The organism is Pseudomonas sp. 21LCFQ02, from assembly GCF_024129895.2.
In the GTDB taxonomy this organism is placed as follows: domain Bacteria; phylum Pseudomonadota; class Gammaproteobacteria; order Pseudomonadales; family Pseudomonadaceae; genus Aquipseudomonas.
In genome coordinates this window covers 1214300-1236863 of the sequence record NZ_CM178749.1, presented here as the reverse complement: position 1 = coordinate 1236863, position 22564 = coordinate 1214300, and the positions used below count along the sequence as shown (strand labels likewise).

Annotated in this window: 22 protein-coding genes; 10 read left to right on the top strand and 12 right to left on the bottom strand. The window is 62.5% G+C overall.

Annotated features, from left to right (window positions below; all coding sequences use genetic code 11):
• Positions 1–67: 67 nt before the first annotated feature.
• Together NJC40_RS05860 and NJC40_RS05855 are read left to right on the top strand one after the other, a co-directional pair.
• A complete protein-coding gene (locus NJC40_RS05860; RefSeq protein ID WP_253140972.1) occupies positions 68–631 on the top strand; it encodes a DNA-3-methyladenine glycosylase I in 564 nt (187 codons plus the stop codon).
• Positions 632–648: 17 nt separating this feature from the next.
• Positions 649–1536 carry a lysophospholipid acyltransferase gene (locus NJC40_RS05855; RefSeq protein ID WP_045485282.1) on the top strand — a complete coding sequence of 296 codons (888 nt, stop codon included), beginning with the start codon at positions 649–651 and terminating at the stop codon, positions 1534–1536.
• A gap of 325 nt (positions 1537–1861) precedes the next feature.
• Here the strand turns inward: NJC40_RS05855 and trkA are convergent, their stop codons facing one another.
• The 4 genes from trkA to def form a co-directional block, all read right to left on the bottom strand.
• The gene (trkA, locus tag NJC40_RS05850; protein WP_045485280.1) at positions 1862–3235 is read right to left on the bottom strand and encodes a Trk system potassium transporter TrkA; all 1374 of its coding nucleotides are present in this window, start codon (positions 3233–3235) and stop codon (positions 1862–1864) included.
• Positions 3236–3296: 61 nt separating this feature from the next.
• Complete coding sequence (rsmB, locus tag NJC40_RS05845; protein WP_253140973.1) at positions 3297–4634, bottom strand: 16S rRNA (cytosine(967)-C(5))-methyltransferase RsmB; 1338 nt, start codon at positions 4632–4634, stop codon at positions 3297–3299.
• Positions 4631–5575, bottom strand: coding sequence for a methionyl-tRNA formyltransferase (gene fmt / locus NJC40_RS05840; RefSeq protein WP_045485274.1), 945 nt, complete (start codon positions 5573–5575; stop codon positions 4631–4633). The genes rsmB and fmt overlap by 4 nt, the downstream gene beginning before the upstream one ends.
• Positions 5576–5639: 64 nt before the next feature.
• On the bottom strand, positions 5640–6146 hold the full coding sequence (gene def / locus NJC40_RS05835; protein ID WP_045485271.1) for a peptide deformylase: 507 nt from the start codon (positions 6144–6146) through the stop codon (positions 5640–5642).
• Between the two features lie 171 nt (positions 6147–6317).
• On the opposite strand from def, the gene NJC40_RS05830 reads away from it, so the two are divergent.
• From NJC40_RS05830 to tsaC, 3 genes are all read left to right on the top strand, one after another.
• On the top strand, positions 6318–7343 hold the full coding sequence (locus NJC40_RS05830; protein WP_045494048.1) for a LysM peptidoglycan-binding domain-containing protein: 1026 nt from the start codon (positions 6318–6320) through the stop codon (positions 7341–7343).
• Positions 7344–7456: 113 nt separating this feature from the next.
• Positions 7457–8566, top strand: a complete 1110-nt coding sequence (gene dprA / locus NJC40_RS05825) for a DNA-processing protein DprA (protein WP_253140974.1) — start codon at positions 7457–7459, stop codon at positions 8564–8566.
• Between the two features lie 36 nt (positions 8567–8602).
• Complete coding sequence (tsaC, locus tag NJC40_RS05820) at positions 8603–9160, top strand: L-threonylcarbamoyladenylate synthase type 1 TsaC (protein WP_253140975.1); 558 nt, start codon at positions 8603–8605, stop codon at positions 9158–9160.
• Positions 9161–9420: 260 nt separating this feature from the next.
• Here tsaC and NJC40_RS05815 read toward each other — a convergent pair whose 3' ends face one another.
• A complete protein-coding gene (locus tag NJC40_RS05815; RefSeq protein WP_045485262.1) occupies positions 9421–10395 on the bottom strand; it encodes an NADPH:quinone reductase in 975 nt (324 codons plus the stop codon).
• 313 nt (positions 10396–10708) lie between these two features.
• Here NJC40_RS05815 and hemF point away from each other — a divergent pair, with 313 nt between their 5' ends.
• Positions 10709–11641: an oxygen-dependent coproporphyrinogen oxidase gene (gene hemF / locus NJC40_RS05810; RefSeq protein WP_253113787.1), complete on the top strand. Its 933-nt coding sequence runs from the start codon at positions 10709–10711 to the stop codon at positions 11639–11641.
• Positions 11642–11656: 15 nt separating this feature from the next.
• Complete coding sequence (gene aroE, locus NJC40_RS05805) at positions 11657–12481, top strand: shikimate dehydrogenase (protein ID WP_253140976.1); 825 nt, start codon at positions 11657–11659, stop codon at positions 12479–12481.
• 8 nt (positions 12482–12489) lie between these two features.
• On the opposite strand, the gene NJC40_RS05800 is transcribed toward aroE, so the two are convergent.
• The 3 genes from NJC40_RS05800 to betC all read right to left on the bottom strand — a co-directional run bounded on the left by NJC40_RS05800 (position 12490) and on the right by betC (position 16758).
• A complete protein-coding gene (locus NJC40_RS05800; protein WP_253140977.1) occupies positions 12490–14064 on the bottom strand; it encodes a SulP family inorganic anion transporter in 1575 nt (524 codons plus the stop codon).
• Between the two features lie 211 nt (positions 14065–14275).
• Entirely contained in the window at positions 14276–15202 is a 927-nt protein-coding gene (gene choX / locus NJC40_RS05795; RefSeq protein WP_253140978.1) for a choline ABC transporter substrate-binding protein, read from the bottom strand.
• Positions 15203–15252: 50 nt separating this feature from the next.
• Positions 15253–16758, bottom strand: coding sequence for a choline-sulfatase (betC, locus tag NJC40_RS05790; RefSeq protein ID WP_253140979.1), 1506 nt, complete (start codon positions 16756–16758; stop codon positions 15253–15255).
• 111 nt (positions 16759–16869) lie between these two features.
• Here betC and NJC40_RS05785 point away from each other — a divergent pair, with 111 nt between their 5' ends.
• Positions 16870–17817 (top strand): choline sulfate utilization transcriptional regulator, encoded by a 948-nt coding sequence (locus NJC40_RS05785; RefSeq protein ID WP_253140980.1) that lies wholly within the window; start codon positions 16870–16872, stop codon positions 17815–17817.
• 54 nt (positions 17818–17871) lie between these two features.
• Positions 17872–18204, top strand: coding sequence for a DOPA 4,5-dioxygenase family protein (locus tag NJC40_RS05780; RefSeq protein WP_253140981.1), 333 nt, complete (start codon positions 17872–17874; stop codon positions 18202–18204).
• Between the two features lie 185 nt (positions 18205–18389).
• On the opposite strand, the gene NJC40_RS05775 is transcribed toward NJC40_RS05780, so the two are convergent.
• From NJC40_RS05775 to trpB, 3 genes are all read right to left on the bottom strand, one after another.
• Positions 18390–18830: an anti-virulence regulator CigR family protein gene (locus NJC40_RS05775; protein WP_253140982.1), complete on the bottom strand. Its 441-nt coding sequence runs from the start codon at positions 18828–18830 to the stop codon at positions 18390–18392.
• A gap of 215 nt (positions 18831–19045) precedes the next feature.
• The gene (gene trpA, locus NJC40_RS05770; protein WP_253140983.1) at positions 19046–19855 is read right to left on the bottom strand and encodes a tryptophan synthase subunit alpha; all 810 of its coding nucleotides are present in this window, start codon (positions 19853–19855) and stop codon (positions 19046–19048) included.
• On the bottom strand, positions 19852–21081 hold the full coding sequence (trpB, locus tag NJC40_RS05765; RefSeq protein ID WP_253140984.1) for a tryptophan synthase subunit beta: 1230 nt from the start codon (positions 21079–21081) through the stop codon (positions 19852–19854). Before trpB ends, trpA begins: the two co-directional genes overlap by 4 nt.
• A 77-nt stretch (positions 21082–21158) precedes the next feature.
• Here trpB and NJC40_RS05760 point away from each other — a divergent pair, with 77 nt between their 5' ends.
• Positions 21159–22100 carry a LysR family transcriptional regulator gene (locus tag NJC40_RS05760; protein WP_045485230.1) on the top strand — a complete coding sequence of 314 codons (942 nt, stop codon included), beginning with the start codon at positions 21159–21161 and terminating at the stop codon, positions 22098–22100.
• Here the strand turns inward: NJC40_RS05760 and NJC40_RS05755 are convergent, their stop codons facing one another.
• Positions 22101–22427, bottom strand: coding sequence for an ElaB/YgaM/YqjD family protein (locus NJC40_RS05755; RefSeq protein ID WP_045485227.1), 327 nt, complete (start codon positions 22425–22427; stop codon positions 22101–22103).
• Between the last annotated feature and the right edge of the window lie 137 nt (positions 22428–22564).

Sequence of the window (22564 nt, the reverse complement as noted above, 5' to 3'; positions counted from 1 at the left end):
GCTGGGCTGCGATTCGAAAGGGCGGGAGTATACCCGATTCGTTCGTGGATCGGCCTGTGGGAGGTTTATGACACGCTGCTTTTGGTGCAATAAAGACCCGCTGTATATCGCTTATCACGATCACGAATGGGGCGTGCCACTGCGCGATGCGCAGAAGTTGTTCGAACTGCTGTTGCTCGAAGGGTTCCAGGCCGGATTGTCATGGATCACGGTCCTGAAAAAACGCGCCCGTTACCGCGAGGTGATGTTCGGTTTCGATGTGCAGCAACTGGCCGACATGAGCGATGAGTACATCGAGCAGTTGATGCAGGAGCCGGGCATCATTCGCAACCGCCTCAAGCTCAACGCCGCCCGGCGCAACGCCCGCGCCTGGTTGCAACTGGACGATCCGGTCGCCTTGCTCTGGTCATTCGTCGGTGGCGTGCCCAAGGTCAATCACTTCAAGGATCGCAGCGAGGTGCCGGCGATTACCGCCGAGGCCGAAGCGATGAGCAAGGCGCTGAAGAAAGCCGGCTTCACCTTTGTCGGCCCGACCATCTGCTACGCCTACATGCAGGCCAGCGGCATGGTCATGGATCATACGACCGATTGTGATCGCTATCGGGCGCTGACGGGTACAATGGCCGGCTGAAATCAGGAGAGTGACTCGTGGAAAAATTCAAAGGCGCCCTGATGGTCGGGGCGTTGCGCCTGTTTGCCCTGCTGCCGTGGCGTGCCGTACAAGCGGTAGGCTCGACGATTGGCTGGCTGATGTGGAAGCTGCCCAACCGCTCGCGTGACGTGGTGCGCATCAACCTGACCAAGTGTTTCCCAGAGCTGAACGACGTCGAGCGCGAGCAGCTGGTCGGTCGCAGCCTGATGGACATCGGCAAGACCCTGACCGAAAGCGCCTGTGCGTGGATCTGGCCGGCGCAAAAATCCATTGACCTGGTGCGCGAGGTCGAAGGTCTGGATGTCCTCAAGGATGCCTTGGCTTCAGGCAAGGGCGTTGTGGGTATCACCAGCCATCTGGGCAACTGGGAAGTGCTCAATCACTTCTATTGCAGCCAGTGCAAACCGATCATTTTCTACCGGCCGCCCAAGCTCAAGGCGGTGGATGAACTACTGCGCAAGCAACGTGTACAGCTGGGCAACCGGGTTGCGCCGTCGACCAAGGAAGGCATCCTCAGCGTCATCAAGGAAGTGCGCAAGGGCGGCCAGGTGGGCATTCCCGCCGACCCGGAGCCGGCTGAATCGGCGGGTATCTTCGTGCCGTTTTGCGGCACTGTAGCCCTGACCAGCAAGTTCGTGCCCAACATGCTCGCCGGCGGTAAAGCGGTCGGCGTATTCCTGCACGCCATGCGCCTGCCGGATGGCTCAGGCTACAAGGTGGTGCTCGAAGCCGCCCCTGAGGCGATGTACAGCACCGACACCGAAACCGCTGCGGCGGCGATGAGCCAGGTGGTGGAAAAGTACGTACGCGCCTACCCGAGCCAGTACATGTGGAGCATGAAACGCTTCAAGAAACGCCCGCCTGGCGAGGCACGCTGGTATTGATGAACCAGTGACAGATTTGCCCCGTAGGAGCTGCTTTAGCAGCGAGAGGGCTTCGCGGCTGAAGCCGCTCCTACGGTTTTCAAAAAGGCCAACGCACCCCCTGTCCCGACAACACCAGCGACGATCTCCCCGGAAAGATCGACGCCCAGAAAAGCATTGGCTGCCGCTACGCCCAACAATGCTCCAGAGAGAGAACCAGACGCACGGTTTTGAAACTTGATCTCGTGGCAGTACCGGCCTTGAAAAGGTAAGGCAATTGGCGTGTACCCTACCAAATTGCATCTACAGGACGTCTCTGGTTCTTGCGTATGAAATTTCCTGGCTATCAGAAAAAACTCAATCCCACCTGAAACAGCCGCTCGGCATCGCGGATGTATTTCTTGTCCACCAGGAACATGATCACGTGGTCGCCCGATTCGATCACGGTGCTGTCGTGGGCGATGAGTACTTCTTCGTCGCGAATGATCGCGCCGATGGTGGTGCCGTTGGGCAGGTTGATGTCCTTGATGGCGCGGCCAATCACCTTGCTCGACTTGGCATCACCGTGGGCCACCAGTTCAATGGCTTCTGCTGCGCCGCGGCGCAATGAATGCACGCTGACGATATCGCCACGGCGCACGTGGGCCAGCAGGGTGCCGATGGTGGCGAGCTGCGGGCTGACCGCGATGTCGATTTCGCCGCCTTGCACCAGGTCGACATAGGCCGGGTTGTTGATCAGGGTGATGACGGTGCGCGCGCCCATGCGTTTGGCCAGCAGCGACGACATGATGTTGGCTTCGTCATCGTTGGTCAGGGCCAGGAACAGGTCGGTGTCGCCGATGTTCTCTTCCATCAACAGGTCGCGATCTGACGAGCTGCCTTGCAACACCACGGTGCTGTTGAGGTTTTCCGAAAGGTAGCGGCAGCGCGCCGCGCTCATCTCGATGATCTTGACCTGATAGCGGCTTTCAATGGCTTCGGCCAGGCGTTCGCCGATGTTGCCGCCGCCGGCGATGACGATGCGTTTGTAGTTCTCGTCGAGCCGGCGCATCTCGCCCATCACCGCGCGAATGTCGGCCTTGGCGGCGATGAAAAACACCTCATCGTCGGCTTCGATCACCGTGTCGCCCTTGGGCAGGATCGGCCGGTCACGGCGGAAGATCGCTGCCACGCGGGTTTCGACGTTGGGCATGTGCGCCTTGAGCTGACGCAGTTGCTGGCCGACCAGCGGCCCGCCGTAGTAGGCCTTGGTCGCTACCAGTTGCGCCTTGCCTTCACCGAAGTCGATCACCTGCAAGGCGCCGGGCTGTTCGATCAGACGCTTGATGTAATGAGTCACCACCTGCTCGGGGCTGATCAGCACGTCCACCGGAATGGCGTCGTTGTCGAACAGCTCGCCGCGGGTCAGGTAGGCTGACTCGCGGACCCGGGCAATCTTGGTCGGGGTATGAAACAGGGTGTAGGCCACCTGGCAGGCAACCATGTTGCACTCATCGCTGTTGGTGACCGCCACCAGCATGTCGGCATCGTCGGCGCCGGCCTGGCGCAGCACGGTCGGAAACGAGCCCTTACCCTGCACGGTGCGGATATCCAGGCGGTCGCCCAGATTGCGCAGGCGGTCGCCGTCGGTGTCGACCACAGTGATATCGTTGGCTTCGCTGGCCAGGTGTTCGGCCAGCGTGCCGCCAACCTGCCCTGCACCGAGGATGATGATTTTCAACCTTTAACTCCTGAGAGTCTGGATCTGTGTAGGAGCGGCTTCAGATGCGAAGGCGCCACTCCTATATATGAGGTGTCGTCCGTTCAGCTGCGATCTTGATCAGTTTTGCGTAATAGAAACCATCATGCCCACCCTCTTGAGCCAGCAACTGGCGACCATGCGGTTGCTTGATGCCTGCCGCTGGCTGGCCTTGCTGGCCGGCGATGTCCAGTTCGCGGGCGCCCGCTGTGCGGGCCAGAAATGCGCCGATGACGTTGGTGTTTTCGGTCGGCAGCGTCGAACAGGTCGCGTACAGCAGGATGCCGCCCACTTCCAGGGTCGGCCACAGCGCATCGAGCAGTTCGCCCTGCAGCGTAGCCAGGGCCGGGATATCGTCGGCCTGGCGGGTCAGTTTGATGTCCGGGTGACGGCGGATCACGCCGGTGGCCGAGCACGGGGCGTCGAGCAGGATGCGCTGGAACGGTTTGCCGTCCCACCATTGCGCAGTGTCGCGGCCGTCGGCGGCGATCAGCTCGGCATCGAGGCCCAGGCGGTCAAGGTTCTCGCGCACCCGTACCAGCCGCTTGGCTTCCAGATCGACGGCGACCACACCAGCCAGATCTGCCTGGACTTCCAGCAGGTGGCAGGTCTTGCCGCCCGGTGCGCAGCAGGCGTCCAGTACCCGTTGCCCCGGCGCCAGTTGCAGCAGGTCGGCGGCCAATTGGGCGGCTTCATCCTGCACGCTGATCCAGCCCTCGGCAAAGCCCGGCAGATTGCGCACGTCGGTGGCCTCGGCAAGCACGATACCGTCCTGGCTGAACTGGCAGGGCTGCGCCTCGATCGCGGCGGCCTTGAGCAGCTCCAGATACCCGGCCCGGTCGTGATGGCGGCGGTTGACCCGCAGGATCATCGGCGGGTGGGCATTGTTCGCCGCGCTGATGGCTTCCCATTGTTCTGGCCAGGCGGCTTTCAGGGCTTTTTGCAGCCAGCGCGGGTGGGCGGTACGCACCACCGGGTCGTGTTCCAGTTCAGCCAGCAGCGCCTGACCTTCGCGCTGGGCACGGCGCAGTACCGCGTTGATCAGGCCCTTGGCCCAGGATTTTTTCAGCTTGTCGGCGCAGCCCACGGTCTCACCGATGGCGGCATGTGCCGGGATCCGGCTGTAGAACAGCTGGTACAGACCGATCAGCAGCAATGCCTCGACATCGGCATCGGCGGCCTTGAAGGGCTTTTGCAGCAATTTGGCGGCCAGTTCCGACAGGCGCGGTTGCCAGCGGGCGGTGCCGAAGGCCAGGTCCTGGGTCAGGCCACGGTCACGCGGCTCGACCTTGTCCAATTGCGCGGGCAGCGAACTGTTCAGCGATGCCTTGCCACTGATCACGGCGGCAAGGGCTTTGGCGGCAGCCAGACGCGGGTTCATTGGCCCAGTACCGTACCGGTGGCGAATTTCTCGCGGCGGCTGTTGAACAGGTCAGCGAAGTTCAGCGCTTTGCCGCCCGGCAGTTGCAGGCGGGTCAGGCGCAGCGCCTGCTCACCACAGGCAACCAACAGGCCGTCCTTGCTGGCGTCGAGGATGGTGCCCGGCACGCCGCTGCCATCGGCCAGGCTGGCGGCCAGCACCTTGAGGGCTTCGCCAGCTAGGGTGCTGTGGCAGATCGGCCAGGGATTGAACGCACGGATCAGACGCTCCAGCTCAATGGCCGGGCGGCTCCAGTCCAGGCGTGCTTCATCCTTGTTCAGTTTGTGGGCATAGGTGGCCAGGCTGTCGTCCTGGACTTCGCCGGTCAGCGAGCCGTCTGCCAGGCCGGCAATCGCTTGCAGCACTGCAGGTGGGCCGAGTTCGGCCAGACGGTCATGCAGGCTGCCGCCGGTGTCGTCGGCGCTGATCGGGGTGACGCTCTTGAGCAGCATGGGACCGGTATCAAGGCCTGCCTCCATGCGCATCACCGTGACCCCGCTTTCGGCGTCACCGGCCTGCACGGCGCGCTGGATCGGCGCCGCACCGCGCCAACGCGGCAGCAGCGAGGCGTGGCTGTTGATGCAGCCCAGACGCGGGATATCCAGCACCACTTGCGGCAGGATCAGGCCATAGGCGACCACCACCATCAGGTCGGGCTGCAGTGCGGCCAGTTCGGCCTGGGCCTGGGCATCACGCAGCGTCGGTGGCTGCAGCACGGGCACGTTGTGCTGCTGGGCCAACTGCTTGACCGGGCTGGGCATGAGCTTTTGCCCACGGCCGGCCGGGCGGTCGGGCTGGGTATAGACCGCCACGATCTGATAAGGGCTGTCGAGCAGGGCCTTGAGGTGTTCGGCGGCAAATTCCGGGGTGCCGGCGAAGACGATGCGCAGTGGCTCAGTCATGGGCTTCTCGTTCCATAAAAAAAGCAAAAGGCCCGTGACAGGCCTTTTGGTGAGTGACAACGGATCAGGCTTTCTGCTTGTGCTGTTTTTCCAGCTTCTTCTTGATCCGGTCACGCTTGAGGGTCGACAGGTAGTCCACGAACAGCTTGCCGTTGAGGTGGTCGCACTCGTGCTGGATGCACACCGCCAGCAGGCCTTCGGCGATCAGCTCATAAGGCTGGCCGTCACGGTCAAGGGCCTTGACCCGGACCCGCAGCGGGCGGTCGACGTTTTCGTAGAAGCCGGGCACCGACAGGCAGCCTTCCTGATACTGGCCCATGTCTTCGCTGAGGGTTTCAAGCTCCGGGTTGATGAAGACCTGCGGCTCGCTGCGGTCTTCGCTCAGGTCCATGACCACTATGCGCTTGTGGACGTTGATCTGGGTGGCTGCCAGGCCGATGCCAGGTGCTTCGTACATGGTTTCAAACATGTCGTCGATCAACTGGCGGATGGCGTCGTCCACGACCGTCACCGGCTTGGCGATGGTGCGCAGGCGCGCATCGGGGAATTCGAGAATGTTTAGGATGGCCATATACGTAAGTGCTGCACTGATAGGGTAAAGTCAGGACTGGCTGCCAGGCGCGGAACGCCTTTTCTCCACTGCGCCTGACACGAATCAGAACACGGCTGTGGGCGTGCGCCAGGAGGCGGGTTCAGGTCGTCTTCCAGTCAAGCGATGCCACATGATAAAGGGATTCACCGCATGAGGAAAACACTACTCGCCCTGCTGCTGTTGACAGCCACTGGTCTGGTGCAGGCGCAAGTGCAACTCAGGGATGGCCATCCACAGAGTTACACCGTTACAGCCGGTGACACGCTGTGGGACATTTCCGGTAAATTTCTGCGTGAGCCATGGCGCTGGAAAGAGATCTGGCGCGCCAACCCCGGTATTCAGGATCCTGACCTGATCTACCCCGGCGACACCCTGAGCCTTACTTATGTCGACGGCAAGCCGCAGGTGGTGCTGGGGCGCGGCGAATCGCGTGGCACGGTCAAGCTTTCGCCACGGGTGCGCAGCTCACCGACTGTCGAGGCCATCCCCAGCATCCCGTTGGGTGCGATCAACGCTTTTCTGCTCAGCAACCGGATCGTCAACAGCGCTGATCAGTTCCGCCAGGCGCCGTACATCGTCGCCGGTAATGCCGAGCGGGTGCTCAGCGGTCAGGGCGACCGGATCTACGCCCGTGGCGAGCTGGACAATACCCACACCATCTACGGCATCTTTCGCCAGGGCAAGGTCTATACCGACCCTGAGACCAAGGAAATTCTCGGCATCAATGCCGACGATATCGGCAGTGGCGAAGTGGTCGCCAGCGAAGGCGACATCTCAACCCTGGTCATGCAGCGCTCGACCCAGGAAGTGCGCCTTGGTGACCGGCTGTTCGCCAGCGAAGAGCGGCCGATCAACTCGACCTTCATGCCCACTGCGCCCGCCTCGACCATCGACGGGCTGATCATCGATGTGCCTCGCGGCGTGACGCAGATCGGCGTCAACGACGTGGTGACCCTCGACAAGGGCCGTCTGGATGGCCTGGCAGAAGGCAATGTGCTGGCGATCTACAAAACCGGCGAACACGTGCGCGACCGGATCACCGGCGGGCAGGTGAAAATTCCGGACGAGCGGTCCGGGTTGCTGATGGTGTTCCGCACCTATGACAAGCTCAGTTACGCCTTGGTCCTGCACGCCAACCGGTCGTTGAGCATCATGGACAAGGTACGTAATCCCTGACTCTGCACAGCCTGTATGGGTGAACAGGGAGCGTTCACTTTTACAGCGTTGTTCACAGAGTTATCCACAGGTTGCGCACGTGTATCGGTGCGCTGCGGATCAGGGATGATCGTATGCCATTGTTTGAAAATCATTCAGTTTCACCGGCTGAACTTGAAGCCCGGCTGCGCTTGCACCGGTTACCTGATATCGGCCCGGCTCGCTTTACCCGACTCATCGAAGCCTTCGGCAGTGCCAGTGCGGCGCTGGCGGCACCGGCCAGTGCCTGGCGTTCCTTGCGTCTGCCCCAGGCCAGCAGCGAAGCCCGGCGTGCCCCTTTGGTGCGCGATGGGGCCAGCGCTGCGCTGGCCTGGATCGAGCGTGCGGGCCAGCATTTACTGATGTGGGACGACCCTGCCTACCCTGCCCTGCTGGCTGAAATCGCCGACCCGCCACCGCTGTTGTTCATCGCGGGCGACCCTGCTTTGCTCGAGCGCCCGCAACTGGCAATGGTCGGCAGCCGCCGTGCCTCAAAGCCGGGGCTGGACACCGCCAGTGCCTTTGCCCGCAGTCTGGCGGCTGGCGGATTGGTGATCACCAGCGGTCTGGCGCTGGGGGTGGATGGGGCTGTGCATCAGGCTGCGCTGGACGTGGGTGGCTCTACCATCGGGGTGTTGGGCACGGGGCTGGAAAATTTTTATCCACAGCGCAATCACGCCCTGGCCAGACGCATGATCGAGCAGCGTGGTGCAGTCATTTCCGAGTTTCCCCTTGATGCAGGTCCGCAAGCAGCCAACTTTCCGCGCCGCAACCGGATCATCAGCGGTCTGTCGTTGGGGGTGCTGGTGGTTGAGGCCAGCGTGCGCAGCGGCTCGCTGATCACCGCCCGGATGGCCGCCGAGCAAGGCCGTGAGGTGTATGCGATACCGGGGTCGATTCATCATCCCGGTGCACGGGGTTGTCACCAATTGATTCGCGATGGCGCAACATTGGTGGAAAGCGTCGAACACATCCTTGAAGGTCTGCGTCACTGGCAGGTGGCAAGCACGGTGGTCGAGCCTGCACTTCCGGCACCAGCCGCCCATCCGCTGCTGGCCCTGTTGCATGCCGCGCCGCAGACCAGCGAGGGTCTGATGCTCAGCAGTGGCTGGGCATTATCCAGAGTGCTGGCCGCGCTGACTGAGCTGGAGCTTGAAGGCCGGGTCAGTTGTGAGGGCGGGCGATGGTTCGCTGCCGGTGACTAAGGGTACACTGCCGCCCAATCTATTGGAGAGACAGCAATGGTCAACAGTTGGCGTGTGCAACAAGCCGCTCGTGAAGTCAGAGCCGGGGCGGTGATTGCCTATCCAACCGAAGCGGTTTGGGGGTTGGGCTGTGATCCTTGGGATGAAGAGGCGGTCTGGCGGCTGCTGGCAATCAAATCACGGCCGGTGGATAAGGGCCTGATTCTGGTCGCGGACAATATTCGCCAGTTCGACTTTTTGTTCGAGGGCTTCCCCGAGCTTTGGATTGATCGCATGGCCAGTACCTGGCCCGGCCCGAATACCTGGCTGGTGCCACACCAGAACCTGCTGCCCGAATGGGTCACCGGCCAACACGACACCGTAGCCCTGCGGGTCACCAGCCACCCGCAGGTGCGCGAGCTGTGCGCACTGGTCGGGCCGCTGATTTCCACCTCCGCCAACCCGGCGGGCCGGCCTGCCGCGCGTTCACGGTTGCGGGTCGAGCAATACTTCCGCGGCCAGATCGACCACGTGCTCGGCGGCAGCCTGGGCGGGCGCCGTAATCCAAGCGTGATCCGTGATCTGGCGACCGGGCAGGTGGTTCGTCCCGGCTAGAGTCAATACTGCTCGATTAAGCACCACAAATCTTTGTGGGAGCGAGCTCTGCTCGCGACGAGACCAGTAAAATCACAGTATTTGTGGCGAATGCACCGCCGTCTTCGCTAGCAGGCTAGCTCCCACTGGGTCGGCGTTGTGCCGAGCACTTGGGCCAGGCACAAACCCGGTGGGAGTCGGCTCAGCCCACGAATGCTATGGCATGTCCACAGACAAACCGAAAGACTTGCACAGAGCCATAGAGTCTCCCACCAGGCCGATCAAGGAATCAGAATGGTCGAACCGGTGGTGCGGCGCGCCGCCAGTTCGGTCTGTGCCTGGGCTGCATCCTGCAGGGCGTACTGCTGGATGTCGTTGACCTTGATCTTGCCGCAGGCCAGCATGTCGAACAGCTCATCGGCCATGCTCTGCAGGCTTTGCGGGGTGTTGGCGTAACTGCCCAGGGTTGGTCGGGTGACGTACAGCGAACCTTTCTGGGCCAGCAGCCCCAGGTGGACGCCGGTCACCGCGCCCGAGGCATTGCCGAAGCTGACCAGCAGGCCACGCGGCGCCACGCAATCGAGTGAGGTCAGCCAGGTGTCCTTGCCCACGCTGTCATAGACCACCGGGCACTTCTTGCCGTCAGTCAATTCCAGCACCCGCTTGGCCACGTCTTCATGGCTGTAGTCGATGGTCTCCCAGGCGCCCAGGGCCTTGGCGTGAGCGGCTTTTTCCGCACTGCTGACCGTACCGATCAGGTTGGCGCCCAGCGCTTTGGCCCACTGGCAGGCCAGCGAACCGACGCCGCCGGCAGCGGCATGGAACAGGAAGGTTTCACCGGGTTTGATCTGGTAGGTCTGGCGCAGCAGGTACTGGGTGGTCAGACCCTTGAGCAGCACGGCGGCGGCCTGCTCGAAGCTGATCGCATCGGGCAGCTTGATCAGGTTGGCTTCTGGCAAGACATGAAATTCGCTGTAGCCGCCCAGCGGGCCGGTGCCATAGGCCACCCGGTCACCGACACTGAAACGGCTTACTTCACTGCCCACCGCCTCGACGACACCTGCGCCTTCATTGCCCAGACCGCTGGGCAGTTGTGCCGGGTACAGCCCGCTGCGGTAATAGGTATCGATGAAGTTCAGGCCGATGGCCCGGTTGCGTACTCGCACCTCCTGTGGGCCTGGCTCGGCGGGTTCGAAGTCGACGTACTCAAGGACTTCAGGGCCACCCGTCTTGCTGAACTGGATACGCTTTGCCATGTGCTCTCTCCATGATGTTGGATCCACTGTCTTCCCTATCGGACCCTTTCATGTGACGCACGTCAACTGCGAAGCCATTGCAGGCGATGTTATGCTACCCGCCACTTTGCCTGGAGCCCTTGTAGTCCGGGCACCAGACGTTTTTAGGGAGCCTCTAAAAACTGCCTGCGTTGCCATCGCTGCGTTAAAAACAGGCTCGGAATGCTCATTTACAACCCGTAAAGTCGAGCGCGACTCCGACTGTTCCTCGCCTGTTTTTGCCTTGCGCTGGCTGCCTCGCCGATGTTTTTAGAGGCTCCCTTTAGGGAGCGCCATGAATAGCCGTACCGAAGCCGTCAAAGCCTATCTGCTCGACCTGCAAGACCGTATCTGCGCCGCGCTGGAGCATGAAGACGGTGGCGCGCACTTCATCGAAGATGCCTGGGCCCGTGAAGCCGGGGGCGGTGGCCGTACCCGGGTCATCGAGAACGGCGCGGTGGTCGAGAAAGGCGGCGTCAACTTTTCCCATGTATTCGGCAGCAGCCTGCCGCCGTCGGCCAGTGCCCATCGGCCCGAGCTGGCCGGGCGCGGCTTCCAGGCGCTGGGCGTGTCGCTGGTGATCCACCCGCGCAACCCGTACGTGCCAACCTCGCATGCCAACGTGCGGTTCTTCATCGCCGAAAAAGAAGGCGAAGAACCGGTCTGGTGGTTCGGTGGCGGCTTTGACCTGACCCCTTACTATGGCGTCGAGGAAGACTGCATCCACTGGCACCAGGTCGCCGAACGCGCCTGCGCACCCTTCGGTGCCGACGTGTACCCACGCTACAAGGCCTGGTGCGACAGCTATTTCCACCTCAAGCATCGCAACGAGCCGCGCGGCATTGGCGGGCTGTTCTTCGATGACCTGAACCAGTGGGACTTCGACACCAGCTTCGCCTTCATGCGCGCCATCGGCGATGCGTACCTGGAGGCCTACCTGCCCATCGTGCGCCGCCGCAAGGCCGCTGCCTGGACCGTGCAACAGCGCGAATTCCAGGAGTTCCGCCGTGGGCGTTATGTCGAGTTCAACCTGGTATACGACCGTGGCACGCTGTTCGGCCTGCAATCGGGCGGGCGTACCGAATCGATCCTCATGTCCCTGCCGCCGCAGGTACGCTGGGGCTACGACTGGAAAGCCGCACCGGGCAGCGAAGAAGCACGCCTGACCGACTATTTCTTGCAGGACCGCGACTGGCTGGCCCTCGCCGCGCCCGACCAGACCCAGTGATCAACAGGAAGCCCAATGGACCACTACGTCGTCTTCGGTAACCCCATCGGCCACAGCAAATCGCCGCTGATTCACCGCCTGTTTGCCGAGCAGACCGGCCAGCAACTGGACTACAACACCGCACTGGCACCGCTGGACGGTTTTGCCGACTATGCCCGGGACTTCTTTGCGACTGGCCGGGGCGGTAACGTCACTGTGCCGTTCAAAGAGCAAGCCTTCGCCCTCGCCGACCAGTTGACCGAGCGCGCCCGCCGCGCCGGTGCGGTGAACACTCTGGCCAGGCAGGCCGACGGCACCTTGCTGGGTGACAACACTGACGGTGCCGGGCTGGTGCGTGACCTGACCGTCAACTGCGGCCTGGCGCTGCGCGGCAAACGCATCCTGCTGCTGGGGGCCGGTGGTGCCGTGCGCGGCGTGCTGGAGCCATTGCTGGCCGAGCAACCCGAGGTCCTGGTGATTGCCAACCGTACCGTGGAAAAGGCCGAGCAACTGGCCCGCGAATTTGCTGATCTGGGGCCGCTGTCGGCCAGCGGCTTTGACTGGCTTGAAGAGCCGGTGGACGTGATCATCAATGCCACTTCGGCCAGCCTGTCCGGCGAGCTGCCGCCGATTGCGCCAAGCCTGATCGAGCCGGGCGTGACCTTCTGCTACGACATGATGTACGGCAAAGAGCCGACCGCCTTCTGCCGCTGGGCCAGCGAACACGGCGCCGTGCGCGTGGTGGACGGCCTGGGCATGCTGGTCGAACAGGCCGCCGAAGCATTTATGTTGTGGCGCGGGGTTCGCCCTGACTCGGCACCGGTGCTGGCTGAAATGCGCCGGCTACTGGCCCAGGGCTGATCCGCTGCTCAGCGCGAAGCCTCGAACCTGACCGGGCACTGCTCGACGCCCTCCAGCTTCTGCAACTCTTCAACCACATGGGGCCGGGCGTTGCGCAGGGTCAGGCTGCGGTTCTGTTTGCCCAGCCGCCGGGCTTCCTGGTGCAGCATTTCGACCCCGGAGTAGTCGATGAAGTTGATGTGCTGGGCCTCGATCACCACATGCTGACCTTCGGTGCGCTGCAGGCGGCTTTGCAGGTAGTGGTTGGCGCCGAAGAAGATCGAGCCGCCAAAGCGCAGGATTTCCTGGTCACCGTCGCGCCATTGCTGAACTTGCGGCTGTGAGGTGCGCTTGAGGTAGAAGAACAGCGAAGCCAGTACCCCGGCGTAAATTGCGGTTTGCAGCTCCAGCAGCAGTGTCGCCACGCAGGTCAGGAGCATGACGAAGAACTCTGAACGGTTGACCCGCAACAGCGCGGCGATGCTCTTTCGATCCACCAGTCCCCAGCAGATCAACAGGATTGAGGCGGCCATGGCCGGAACCGGAATGTGCGCGATCAGCCCGGCGCCTGCCACCGCGAACAGCGCCACCCACAGCGCCGAGAACACCCCGGCCAGCGGCGAGTGTGCGCCGGCCTCATAACTGAGCGCGGCGCGGGTGAACGAGCCGGCCGACAGATAGCCAGAAAACAGCGCACCGACCATGTTTGACAGGCCCTGTCCACGGACTTCCTGGTTGGCGTTGATCATCTGCTGCGAGCGCGCCGACAGCGAGCGGGCAATCGACAAGCTGTTGACCAGCCCGAGCATGCCCACGGCGACGGCGGTCGGCAGCAGGCGAATAATCAGTTCCAGATCCACAGTGAGCGGGCTGAACGGCGGCAGGTGGCCGACGAATGCCTTGACCAGCGGCACGTGACCGAACAGCGACGGCCACAGCCAGACCAGCAGGCTGCTGGCAACCAGGGCAATCAGCAAGGTGGGCCAGCGCGGCACCAGAGTTTTGAGCAGCATGCCCAGCGCCAGAGTCAGTACGCCCAGCGCCAGTGATACCGGGTCCAGTTCACCGGCATGCGTCACCAGCGCCATGAAGCTGTTCAGTGCGGTGCTCTGGCTGGGCAGGCTCAGGCCCATCAGGTTGGGCAGTTGGCCAAGGGCGATGACGATTGCCGCGCCGAGGGTGAAACCGACCACCACCGAGTGCGAGACGAAGTTGACCAGCGCGCCGAACCGCATCAGCCCCAGCAGCATCTGGAACGCCCCGGCGATGAAGGTCAGCAGCAGAATCAGGGCGATGTAATCCTGGCTGGCCGGCACCGCCAGCGGGCTGACACTGGCGTACAGCACCACGGAAATCGCCGCTGTCGGGCCGCAGATCAGGTGCCACGACGAACCCCACAAGCATGCGATCAGCACCGGCACAATGGCCGCGTACAGTCCGTACTCCGGGGGTAGCCCGGCGATCAGCGCATAGGCGATCGATTGTGGCAGGGCGAGGATCGCCCCGCTCAGGCCCACCAACGCATCACGGCTGACACTCTGGCGGGTCTGCTGCGGCAGCCAGGCAAGAAAAGGCAGGTACTTGTGGCGCTTGAGCCGACCCATGGGTTCCTCATTGTGAATGGCTGTAGATCACCTGCCGCCCCGGCGCCGCGCCGTAGGACCGGCTTCAGCCGGGAAAACTTCGCGGCTAAAGCCGCTCCTACGGGATAACCATTAAAACTCAATGGTTTGCAGTTTTTTGATGAGGATCGCTGCAGCGGCGCGGTCTTCGCGGCTGAAGCGGATCGCCGCCCGGTTGTTCCTGCAACCTTGATTAAAGTCCGGACTTTACCGCCGCCAATCCATCCTGGCCATCCAGGGTTTTCACCCCTTTGAGCCACTGCTCCAGCACCGCCGGGTTGGCCTTGATCCAGGCTTTGGCGGCGTCATGATTGCTGACTTTGTTGCTCACCACCTCAGACATGATGGTGTTTTCCATGTCCAGAGTGAAGCTCAGGTTGCTGAACAATTGTGCAGCGTTCGGGCAGGCCTGGGCATAGCCCTTGCGGGTCACGGTATAGACCGAGCCGGTTGCGCCGAAGTATTTCTCGCCGCCCTTGAGGTAATGCATGCCTTTGATCTGCACGTTCATTGGGTGTGGGGTCCAGCCGAGGAACACCACGAACGCCTTGCGCTTCACATTGCGGTTCACTTCCGCGAGCATCGCTTGCTCGCTCGATTCCACCAACTTCCAGTTACCCAGACTGAATTCGTTGTTCTTGATGATTTCCTGCAACGACAGGTTGGCCGGCGCACCGGCGCCGATGCCGTAGATCTTCTTGCCGAATTTGTCGGCGAATTTTTCCAGGTCGGCAAAATCACGGACCCCGGCCTCCCACACATAGTCCGGTACGGCCAGGGTGAATTCGGTGCCTTCAAGGTTTTTGCTCAGTTGCGTGACCTCGCCGCTGGCAATGAACTTGTCATGAAAGCCCTGTTGGGCCGGCATCCAGTTACCGAGAAATACATCCAGCTGGCCGTCCTTGAGGCCGCCATAGGCAATCGGTACGGCCAGGGTATCGACCTTGGCGCTGTAGCCGAGGCCATCGAGCAACAGACCTGCGACCGCGTTGGTGGCGGCGATATCGCTCCAGCCCGGATCGGCCATCTTCACGGTCTTGCAGCTTTGCGGGTCAGCCTGGGCCGCTGCGCTGCCCAGGGTCAGGATGCTTGCCATCAGTGCTACGGATAACGTCTTCATGCAGATGCCCTTTGAAGTTATTGGTCTTGGCAGAAGTCGGATCAAACGTGTCAGGGGGTAGGGAAGCGTGCGCGGCGCTCCAGGTCGTCCAGGTCGATGTGGTTGCGCATGTACTGCTGGCTGGCATCGACCAGTGGCTGGTGGTCCCAGCTCTTGAGTTTGCCGCTGGCCAGCGCCTTGGCCACAAAGCGGCGGCGGCGCTGGCTGGCGAGTACCTGTTGGTGGATCGTCGGGATGTCCCAGCGTTCACGTGCCTCGGCCAAAAATGCCTCGAACAGCGCACGGTGGGCCGCTGACTGGCTGAGCTCTTGTTGTTCCTGCGGATCGTTGTGCACATCGAACAACAGGCACGGGTCCTGTTCCGAGTAGATGAACTTCCAGGTGCCGCGGCGGATCATCATCAGCGGGCTGGTGGTGCCTTCGGCCATGTATTCGCCAAAGACCTCGTCATGCCCGTCGCTGCCTTGCAGGTGTGGCAACAGCGAGCGGCCATCGAGCGGCAGGTTGTCATCCACTCGCCCTGCGGCCAGCTCGACCAGGGTCGGCAGCAGGTCGGCGGTAGACACCGCCGCACTGACCCGCCGCGCCGCGAACTGCCCCGGTGCATGAATCAGCAGCGGCACCCGGGCGGCCATTTCGAACCAGTGCATTTTGTACCAGAGGCCGCGCTCGCCGAGCATGTCGCCGTGGTCACCGGAGAACACGATGATGGTGTCCTCGGCCAGGCCGGTGTCTTCCAGGGTCTGCAAGAGCTTGCCAATGTTGTGGTCGATGTAGCTGCAAGCGCCGAAGTAGGCACGCCGGGCGTCACGGATTTTGTGTTCGGGCAGCGGTTTGTCCCATAGATCGTAGACCTTGAGCAGCCGTTGCGAGTGTGGGTCCAGCGCATTCTGATCGGCGTGGGCCACCGGCATCGGAATTTCGTCGTCGCTGTACAGGTCCCAGAACGCCTTGGGAATGGTGTACGGGTCATGCGGGTGAGTCATCGACACGGTCAGGCAGAACGGCGCGTCGCCGTCCTGGCGCACATGGTCGAATAGATACTGCTGGGCCTTGAACACCACCTCTTCGTCGAAATCCAGCTGGTTGGTGCGCACGCAGGGACCGGCCTGCAACACCGACGACATATTGTGATACCAGCTCGGGCGCACGTCGGGCTCGTCCCAGTTCACCGCCCAGCCGTAGTCGGCCGGGTAGATGTCGCTGGTCAGCCGCTCTTCATAGCCGTGCAACTGGTCCGGGCCGCAGAAGTGCATCTTGCCCGACAGCGCGGTGCGGTAGCCGAGGCCGCGCAAGTAGTGAGCGTAGGTCGGAATGTCGGCGGGAAAGTCCGCTGCGTTGTCGTAGGCGCCGATCTTGCTCGGCAACTGGCCGCTGACCAGCGTGAAACGCGATGGCGCGCACAGCGGGCTGTTGCAGTAGGCCGCCTCGAACACCACCGCTTCGCGGGCCAGGCGGCTCAGGTTGGGCAACTTGATCGGCGACGGCGCATAGATCGGCAGAATGGGCGCGGCCATCTGATCGGCCATGATGAAAAGAATGTTGTTGCGTTTCATTGCGCGGCATCCCATTGCGAGGGTTTATGCGAAAGTGGTGTAGTCCAGCATGGAGCTGGCGGTTTTTCCGGTAAAGCCCATGCATCGCAATGACTAGGATAAGTGCAGCTTATGTTTGAGAGCCTTGGCGGACAGTCACTGGACCTGCTGCGGGTATTCGAGGCCGCAGCCCGCTCGCGCAGCTTTACCGCAGCGGCCAGCGAGCTGGGCACCACCCAGCCGGCGATCAGCCAGCAGATCAAGCGCCTGGAAGAACAGCTGGCGACCCGGCTGTTCGACCGGGTGTATCGCGGCATCGCCCTGACCGAGGCCGGAGAAGAACTGTTCAGCCACGTGCAGGCCGGTCTGCAGTCCATCGATTCTGGCCTGACCGCCATTACCCGGCGGCATCAGCATGAAGTGCTGCAGGTCGCCACAGATTTTGCCTTTGCCGCCTACTGGCTGATGCCGCGCCTGCATCGCTTTCACCAGCTCAACCCGGACGTGGATGTCAGCCTGGTCACCAGTGAGCGCAGGCACGGCATGTTGCGCGCCGATATCGATGTGGCGGTGCTGTTCGGCGATGGGCGTTTTCAGCAGGGGCAGAGCCACTGGTTGTTCAGCGAAGAAGTGTTTCCGGTATGCAGCCCGCGCTTGCTGGCTGGTTGCCCGCCGCCTCTAGCGCTGGAAGTTTTGCGCGAGTTGCCGTTGCTGCACCTGCGCAACCAAGGCAGCCTGTGGTTCGATTGGGCCGGCGTGTTTCGTGCCCTCGGCATCGAACAGGCACCGACTCCCGGCCAGTTGCGCTTCGACAATTACACCCTGTTGATCCAGGCTGCCATTGGCGGGCAAGGCGTTGCATTGGGCTGGCGGCATCTGGTCGATAACCTGATTGAGCAAGGGCTGCTGTGCCGGCCGATCAGTGCCCGCGTCATGTCCGCGTCGGGTTATTACCTGGTGCTGCCGCAACGCAAACGGCGCTTGCCACTGATCCAGCAATTCGTCGACTGGTTGATCAGCGAGCAGTCGGATAGCCAGGCGTCATTGGCCGGTCAGCCACTGCCGCCGATTGCAGTCTGAGCGTCTGGCGTGGGATAACGAGGCATCTTTGATTGAATGTGAAGGAGCACTGTAATGCCGCAAATCCACGGCTATCACGCCCATGTGTATTTCGATGCACAGACCATCGACCAGGCCCGCGCCTTGTGTGAGGCCGCCACGGCGAAATTCGAGATCCAGATGGGCCGGGTGCATCAGCAATTGGTCGGGCCACACCCGGACTGGAGCTGCCAACTGGCATTCGCCCACAAGGACTTTGCCGACATCGTGCTGTGGCTGGCGCTGAACCGTAAGGAACTGGTGGTGTTCCTGCATCCGTTGACCGGCGACGAACTGGCCGATCATACGGCGCATGCGATCTGGATGGGCGCGGTACGTCCGCTGAATCTGAACGTGTTCGAACGCTGAACAGCTTTGCTGTAGGAGCGGCTTCAGCTGCGAAGCCCTGCGCCGCTAAAGCTGCGCGATAAAGCTGTGCCGGGCGATTCCCCGCCGGGATCTGCGTCTTGCTAAAGTAATAAATCCGACGCAAACCCGGTGGGAGGCGGCTCTGCCGGCGAAAGCAGCGCATGGCGCTGCCAAAGGGCACTACCTCAATTCAGCACACCATCGAGAATCGCGTAGACAATCCCGGTGCCGACCGCGATCAACACGATATCCGTGCCGGTACGGCGCCATTCATAGCCCTGATAATGCGGCAGTTCGCGCAGCGCCCTGGCATCCAGGCGCTTGCCATAGCCTGGCGGCAGCGGCTTGCCCTTGACGATGTGTACATGGGGCGGCAACGGCTGACCACGACCAATCAACTCGCGGTGCTGCTGGAACTGCTGGCGCACCGGGCCGAAGTCTTGCGGTGGGCCTTTGCCGCCATGGTTGTCATGGCCGCGTACGGGTTTGTCTGCCGGTCCTTGCTGATGACCGCCGCGCTCGTCGCGACCATGGCCACGATCATCCGGCGGCGCGGCCTGCAGCAAGGTGCTGGCGCTGATCATCAGGATACCGAGGCCGGCAACAATGCGGTTTGGCAATTTCATGGGGAGCGCTCCTGCATGCGGCAATGAAAAAGGGGTTCACGACACGAGTCGTGAACCCCTCAAGTCTTGCCATGTAAGAGTAGTCAAAAAGCCTGTAATTCCTCTGTATCAGGATCTTTACCCAGGCTTACAAAGCCGTTACCACGTCCTTCGCGGCTAAAGCCGCTCCTACGGACCGTATACGTAGGAGCGGCTTCAGCCGCGAAGAGTTCGACCTAGGTCCGAGCGCTTCGCACACCTTCGGCCAGCGCGGCGCACAGACTCAACACGCCATCGATCGCTTTGTCTGGCGATTGAGCCTTGGCGATCTGGTCGACCAGTGCCGAACCGACCACCACTCCGTCCGCCAGCCTGGCGATGGCCGCTGCCTGTTCCGGGGTGCGGATGCCGAAGCCGACACTGATGGGCAGCGTGGTATGGCGGCGCAGACGTTCGATGGCTTCAGTCACCTGGTCGGTGGTCGCAGAACCGGCGCCGGTCACGCCGGCTACCGATACGTAGTAGACGAAGCCGGAGCTGCGCTCCAGCACTTTGGGCAGGCGTGCGTCGTCGGTGGTCGGAGTGGTCAGGCGGATGAAGTCGATGCCCGACGCCTGGGCCGGGGTCGCCAGCTCGGCGTCGTGCTCTGGCGGCAGGTCAACGATAATCAGGCCGTCGACCCCGGCTTGTTTGGCCTGGGCCACGAAGGCTTCGACGCCAAAGCGGTGGATCGGGTTGTAGTAACCCATCAGCACGATCGGTGTGCTGTCGTCGTCGGCACGGAACTCGCGGACCATCTGTAGGGTTTTTGTCAGGGTCTGGCCGGCATCCAGAGCGCGCAGGGTCGCCAGCTGGATCGCCACGCCATCGGCCATCGGGTCGGTGAACGGCATGCCCAGTTCGATCACGTCGGCGCCTGCGGCCGGCAGGCCCTTGAGGATTTTCAGCGAGGTGTCGTAGCCAGGATCGCCTGCGGTGATAAAGGTCACCAGGGCGGAGCGGCCTTCGGCCTTGAGCTGGGCAAAACGGTGTTCGAGACGGCTCATGCCTGCTTCTCCTGGTTCTGTTCGGCCGCAGCCATGTGGTTCATCACGGTTTGCATGTCTTTGTCGCCACGGCCCGAGAAGCACACCACCATCAGGTGATCCTTGGGCAGCGTCGGCGCCCGGCGAATGGCTTCGGCCAGGGCGTGGGACGTTTCCAGCGCCGGAATGATGCCTTCCAGGCGGCAGCACTTGTGGAAGGCGTCGAGGGCTTCGTTATCGGTGATGCTGACGTATTCGACGCGCTTAATCTCATGCAACCAGGCGTGTTCCGGGCCGATACCCGGATAGTCCAGGCCGGCGGAAATCGAGTGGGCGTCGTCGATCTGACCGTCTTCGTTCTGCAGCAGATAGGTACGGTTGCCGTGCAGCACGCCGGGTACGCCGCCATTGAGGCTGGCCGCGTGCTTGTCGGTGTCGACGCCATGGCCACCGGCTTCAACGCCGATGATCTGTACCCCGCTGTCATCCAGGAACGGGTGGAACAGGCCCATGGCGTTGGAGCCGCCACCGACGCAGGCGACCAGGCTGTCGGGCAGCCGACCCTCCTTCTCCAGCATCTGTTCTTTGGCTTCTTTGCCGATCACCGACTGGAAGTCACGAACCATCGCCGGGTACGGGTGTGGGCCGGCCACGGTGCCGATCAGGTAGAAGGTGTTGTCGACGTTGGTCACCCAGTCGCGCAGGGCTTCGTTCATCGCATCCTTGAGGGTGCCGGTGCCGGAGGTGACCGGCACGATTTCGGCGCCCAGCAGCTTCATGCGGAACACGTTGGCCTGCTGACGCTCGATGTCGGTCGCGCCCATGTAGATCACGCAAGGGATGCCGAAGCGTGCTGCAACAGTGGCGGTGGCCACGCCGTGCATGCCGGCGCCGGTCTCGGCGATCAGGCGGGTCTTGCCCATGCGCTTGGCCAGCAACACCTGGCCGATGCAGTTGTTGATCTTGTGCGCGCCAGTGTGGTTCAGCTCTTCACGCTTGAAGAAAATTTTCGCGCCGCCCAAGTCATCACTCAGGCGCTCGGCGTAGTACAGCGGGTTGGGACGGCCGACGTAATCGCGCTGAAAGTAAGCCAGTTGCTCGGCGAAGGTCGGATCCTGTTTGGCGGCTTCGTACTCGCGGTTCAGGTCGAGAATCAGCGGCATCAGGGTTTCAGCGACGTAGCGGCCGCCGAACGAGCCGAACAGGCCGTTGGCATCGGGGCCGTTACGCAAAGTGGTCTGGGTCATGAGCTACTCCGGGTGCACTGGGGCAAATGAGTTGAGCCGTATGGGCAATGGGTACACTTTAACCAGCGCATGGCGCGCTGAAAACCGATAAGATCGCCGCAACCTGTCAGGAAAACTCAACTGTTATGAGCCGTGACCTGCCCCCGCTCAATGCCTTGCGTGCCTTCGAGGCCGTTGCCCGCCTGGGCAGCGTCAGCCAGGCCGCTGAACAGCTGCATGTGACCCATGGCGCGGTAAGCCGCCAACTCAAGCTGCTGGAAGAGCATTGGGGGGTCAGCCTGCTGCGCAAGGATGGGCGTGGCCTTAAACTCACAGATGCCGGTATCCGGCTGCGCGATGTCAGCGCCGAAGTGTTCGATAAATTGCGTGCCGTGTCGGCCGAGTTGAGCCAGGGCAGCGCCGACGCACCGTTCGTGCTCGGCTGTTCCGGCAGCCTGTTGGCGCGCTGGTTCATTCCGCGTCTGGGGCGTTTGAATGCCGAGTTGCCTGACCTGCGCTTGCACTTGTCTGCCGGTGAAGGCGATCTGGACCCCCGGCGTCCGGGGCTTGATGCCCTGCTGGTGTTCGCCGAGCCACCCTGGCCGGCTGACATGCAGGTGCTGGAGCTGGCCCGCGAGCGGATCGGCCCGGTACTCAGTCCGCATTTCGCCCGTTTTGAGCAACTGCGCCAGGCGCCGGCCCAGGCGTTGCTGAGTGAGTCGTTGTTGCACACCACGTCACGGCCACAGGCCTGGCCAAGCTGGGCGCAACACAATGGCATCGACCCGCAGGCGCTGCGGTTCGGGCAAGGTTTCGAGCATCTGTATTACTTGCTGGAGGCGGCGGCTGCCGGCCTGGGGGTCGCCATTGCGCCACAGCCGCTGGTCGCGGACGACCTGCGGGCCGGGCGTCTGGCAGCGCCGTGGGGGTTCAGTGAAACCCCGGCGCAGCTCGCGCTGTGGGTGCCGCGCCGGGCCGCTGACGGGCGTGCCCGGCAACTGGCCCAGTGGCTACGCGAGGAGTTGAACAGCGCGCGCTGATCAGTCGCCGCGTTTGCACAGCAGGTAGGCGGCCAGCAGGCCCAGTGCGCCGACCGCTACACCGGCGGTGGTCCATGGATGGTCCTGAGCGTAATCGCGGGTGGCGATGGCGTTTTCCCGGGTCTTGACCTTGACGTCTTCGTAGACATCGCTGAGCAGCCCGCGGGAATGACCCAGAGCGCGTTCGGCACTGGCCTTGAGGCTCTTGAGGGTCTTGTGCGACTCCTCGGATGCATCGGCCTTCAGGCTTTCCAGCGACTTGAGCAGACTTTCGATCTCTGCTTCAACGCTTTGCAGCGAAGCCTTGCGAAGGGAAGAACTAGCCATGGTATTTCTCCTGCAGTGATGAGTGGCGTGTGTTGATTCCGACTACGGCCCTTTTGAAAAGTGCAGTCGAAAATCCTCCGGCTTTTTGCCGGCTGAACTTTTGCAGCGCTTGGGCACACAGAAACAGGGAGCGGCAC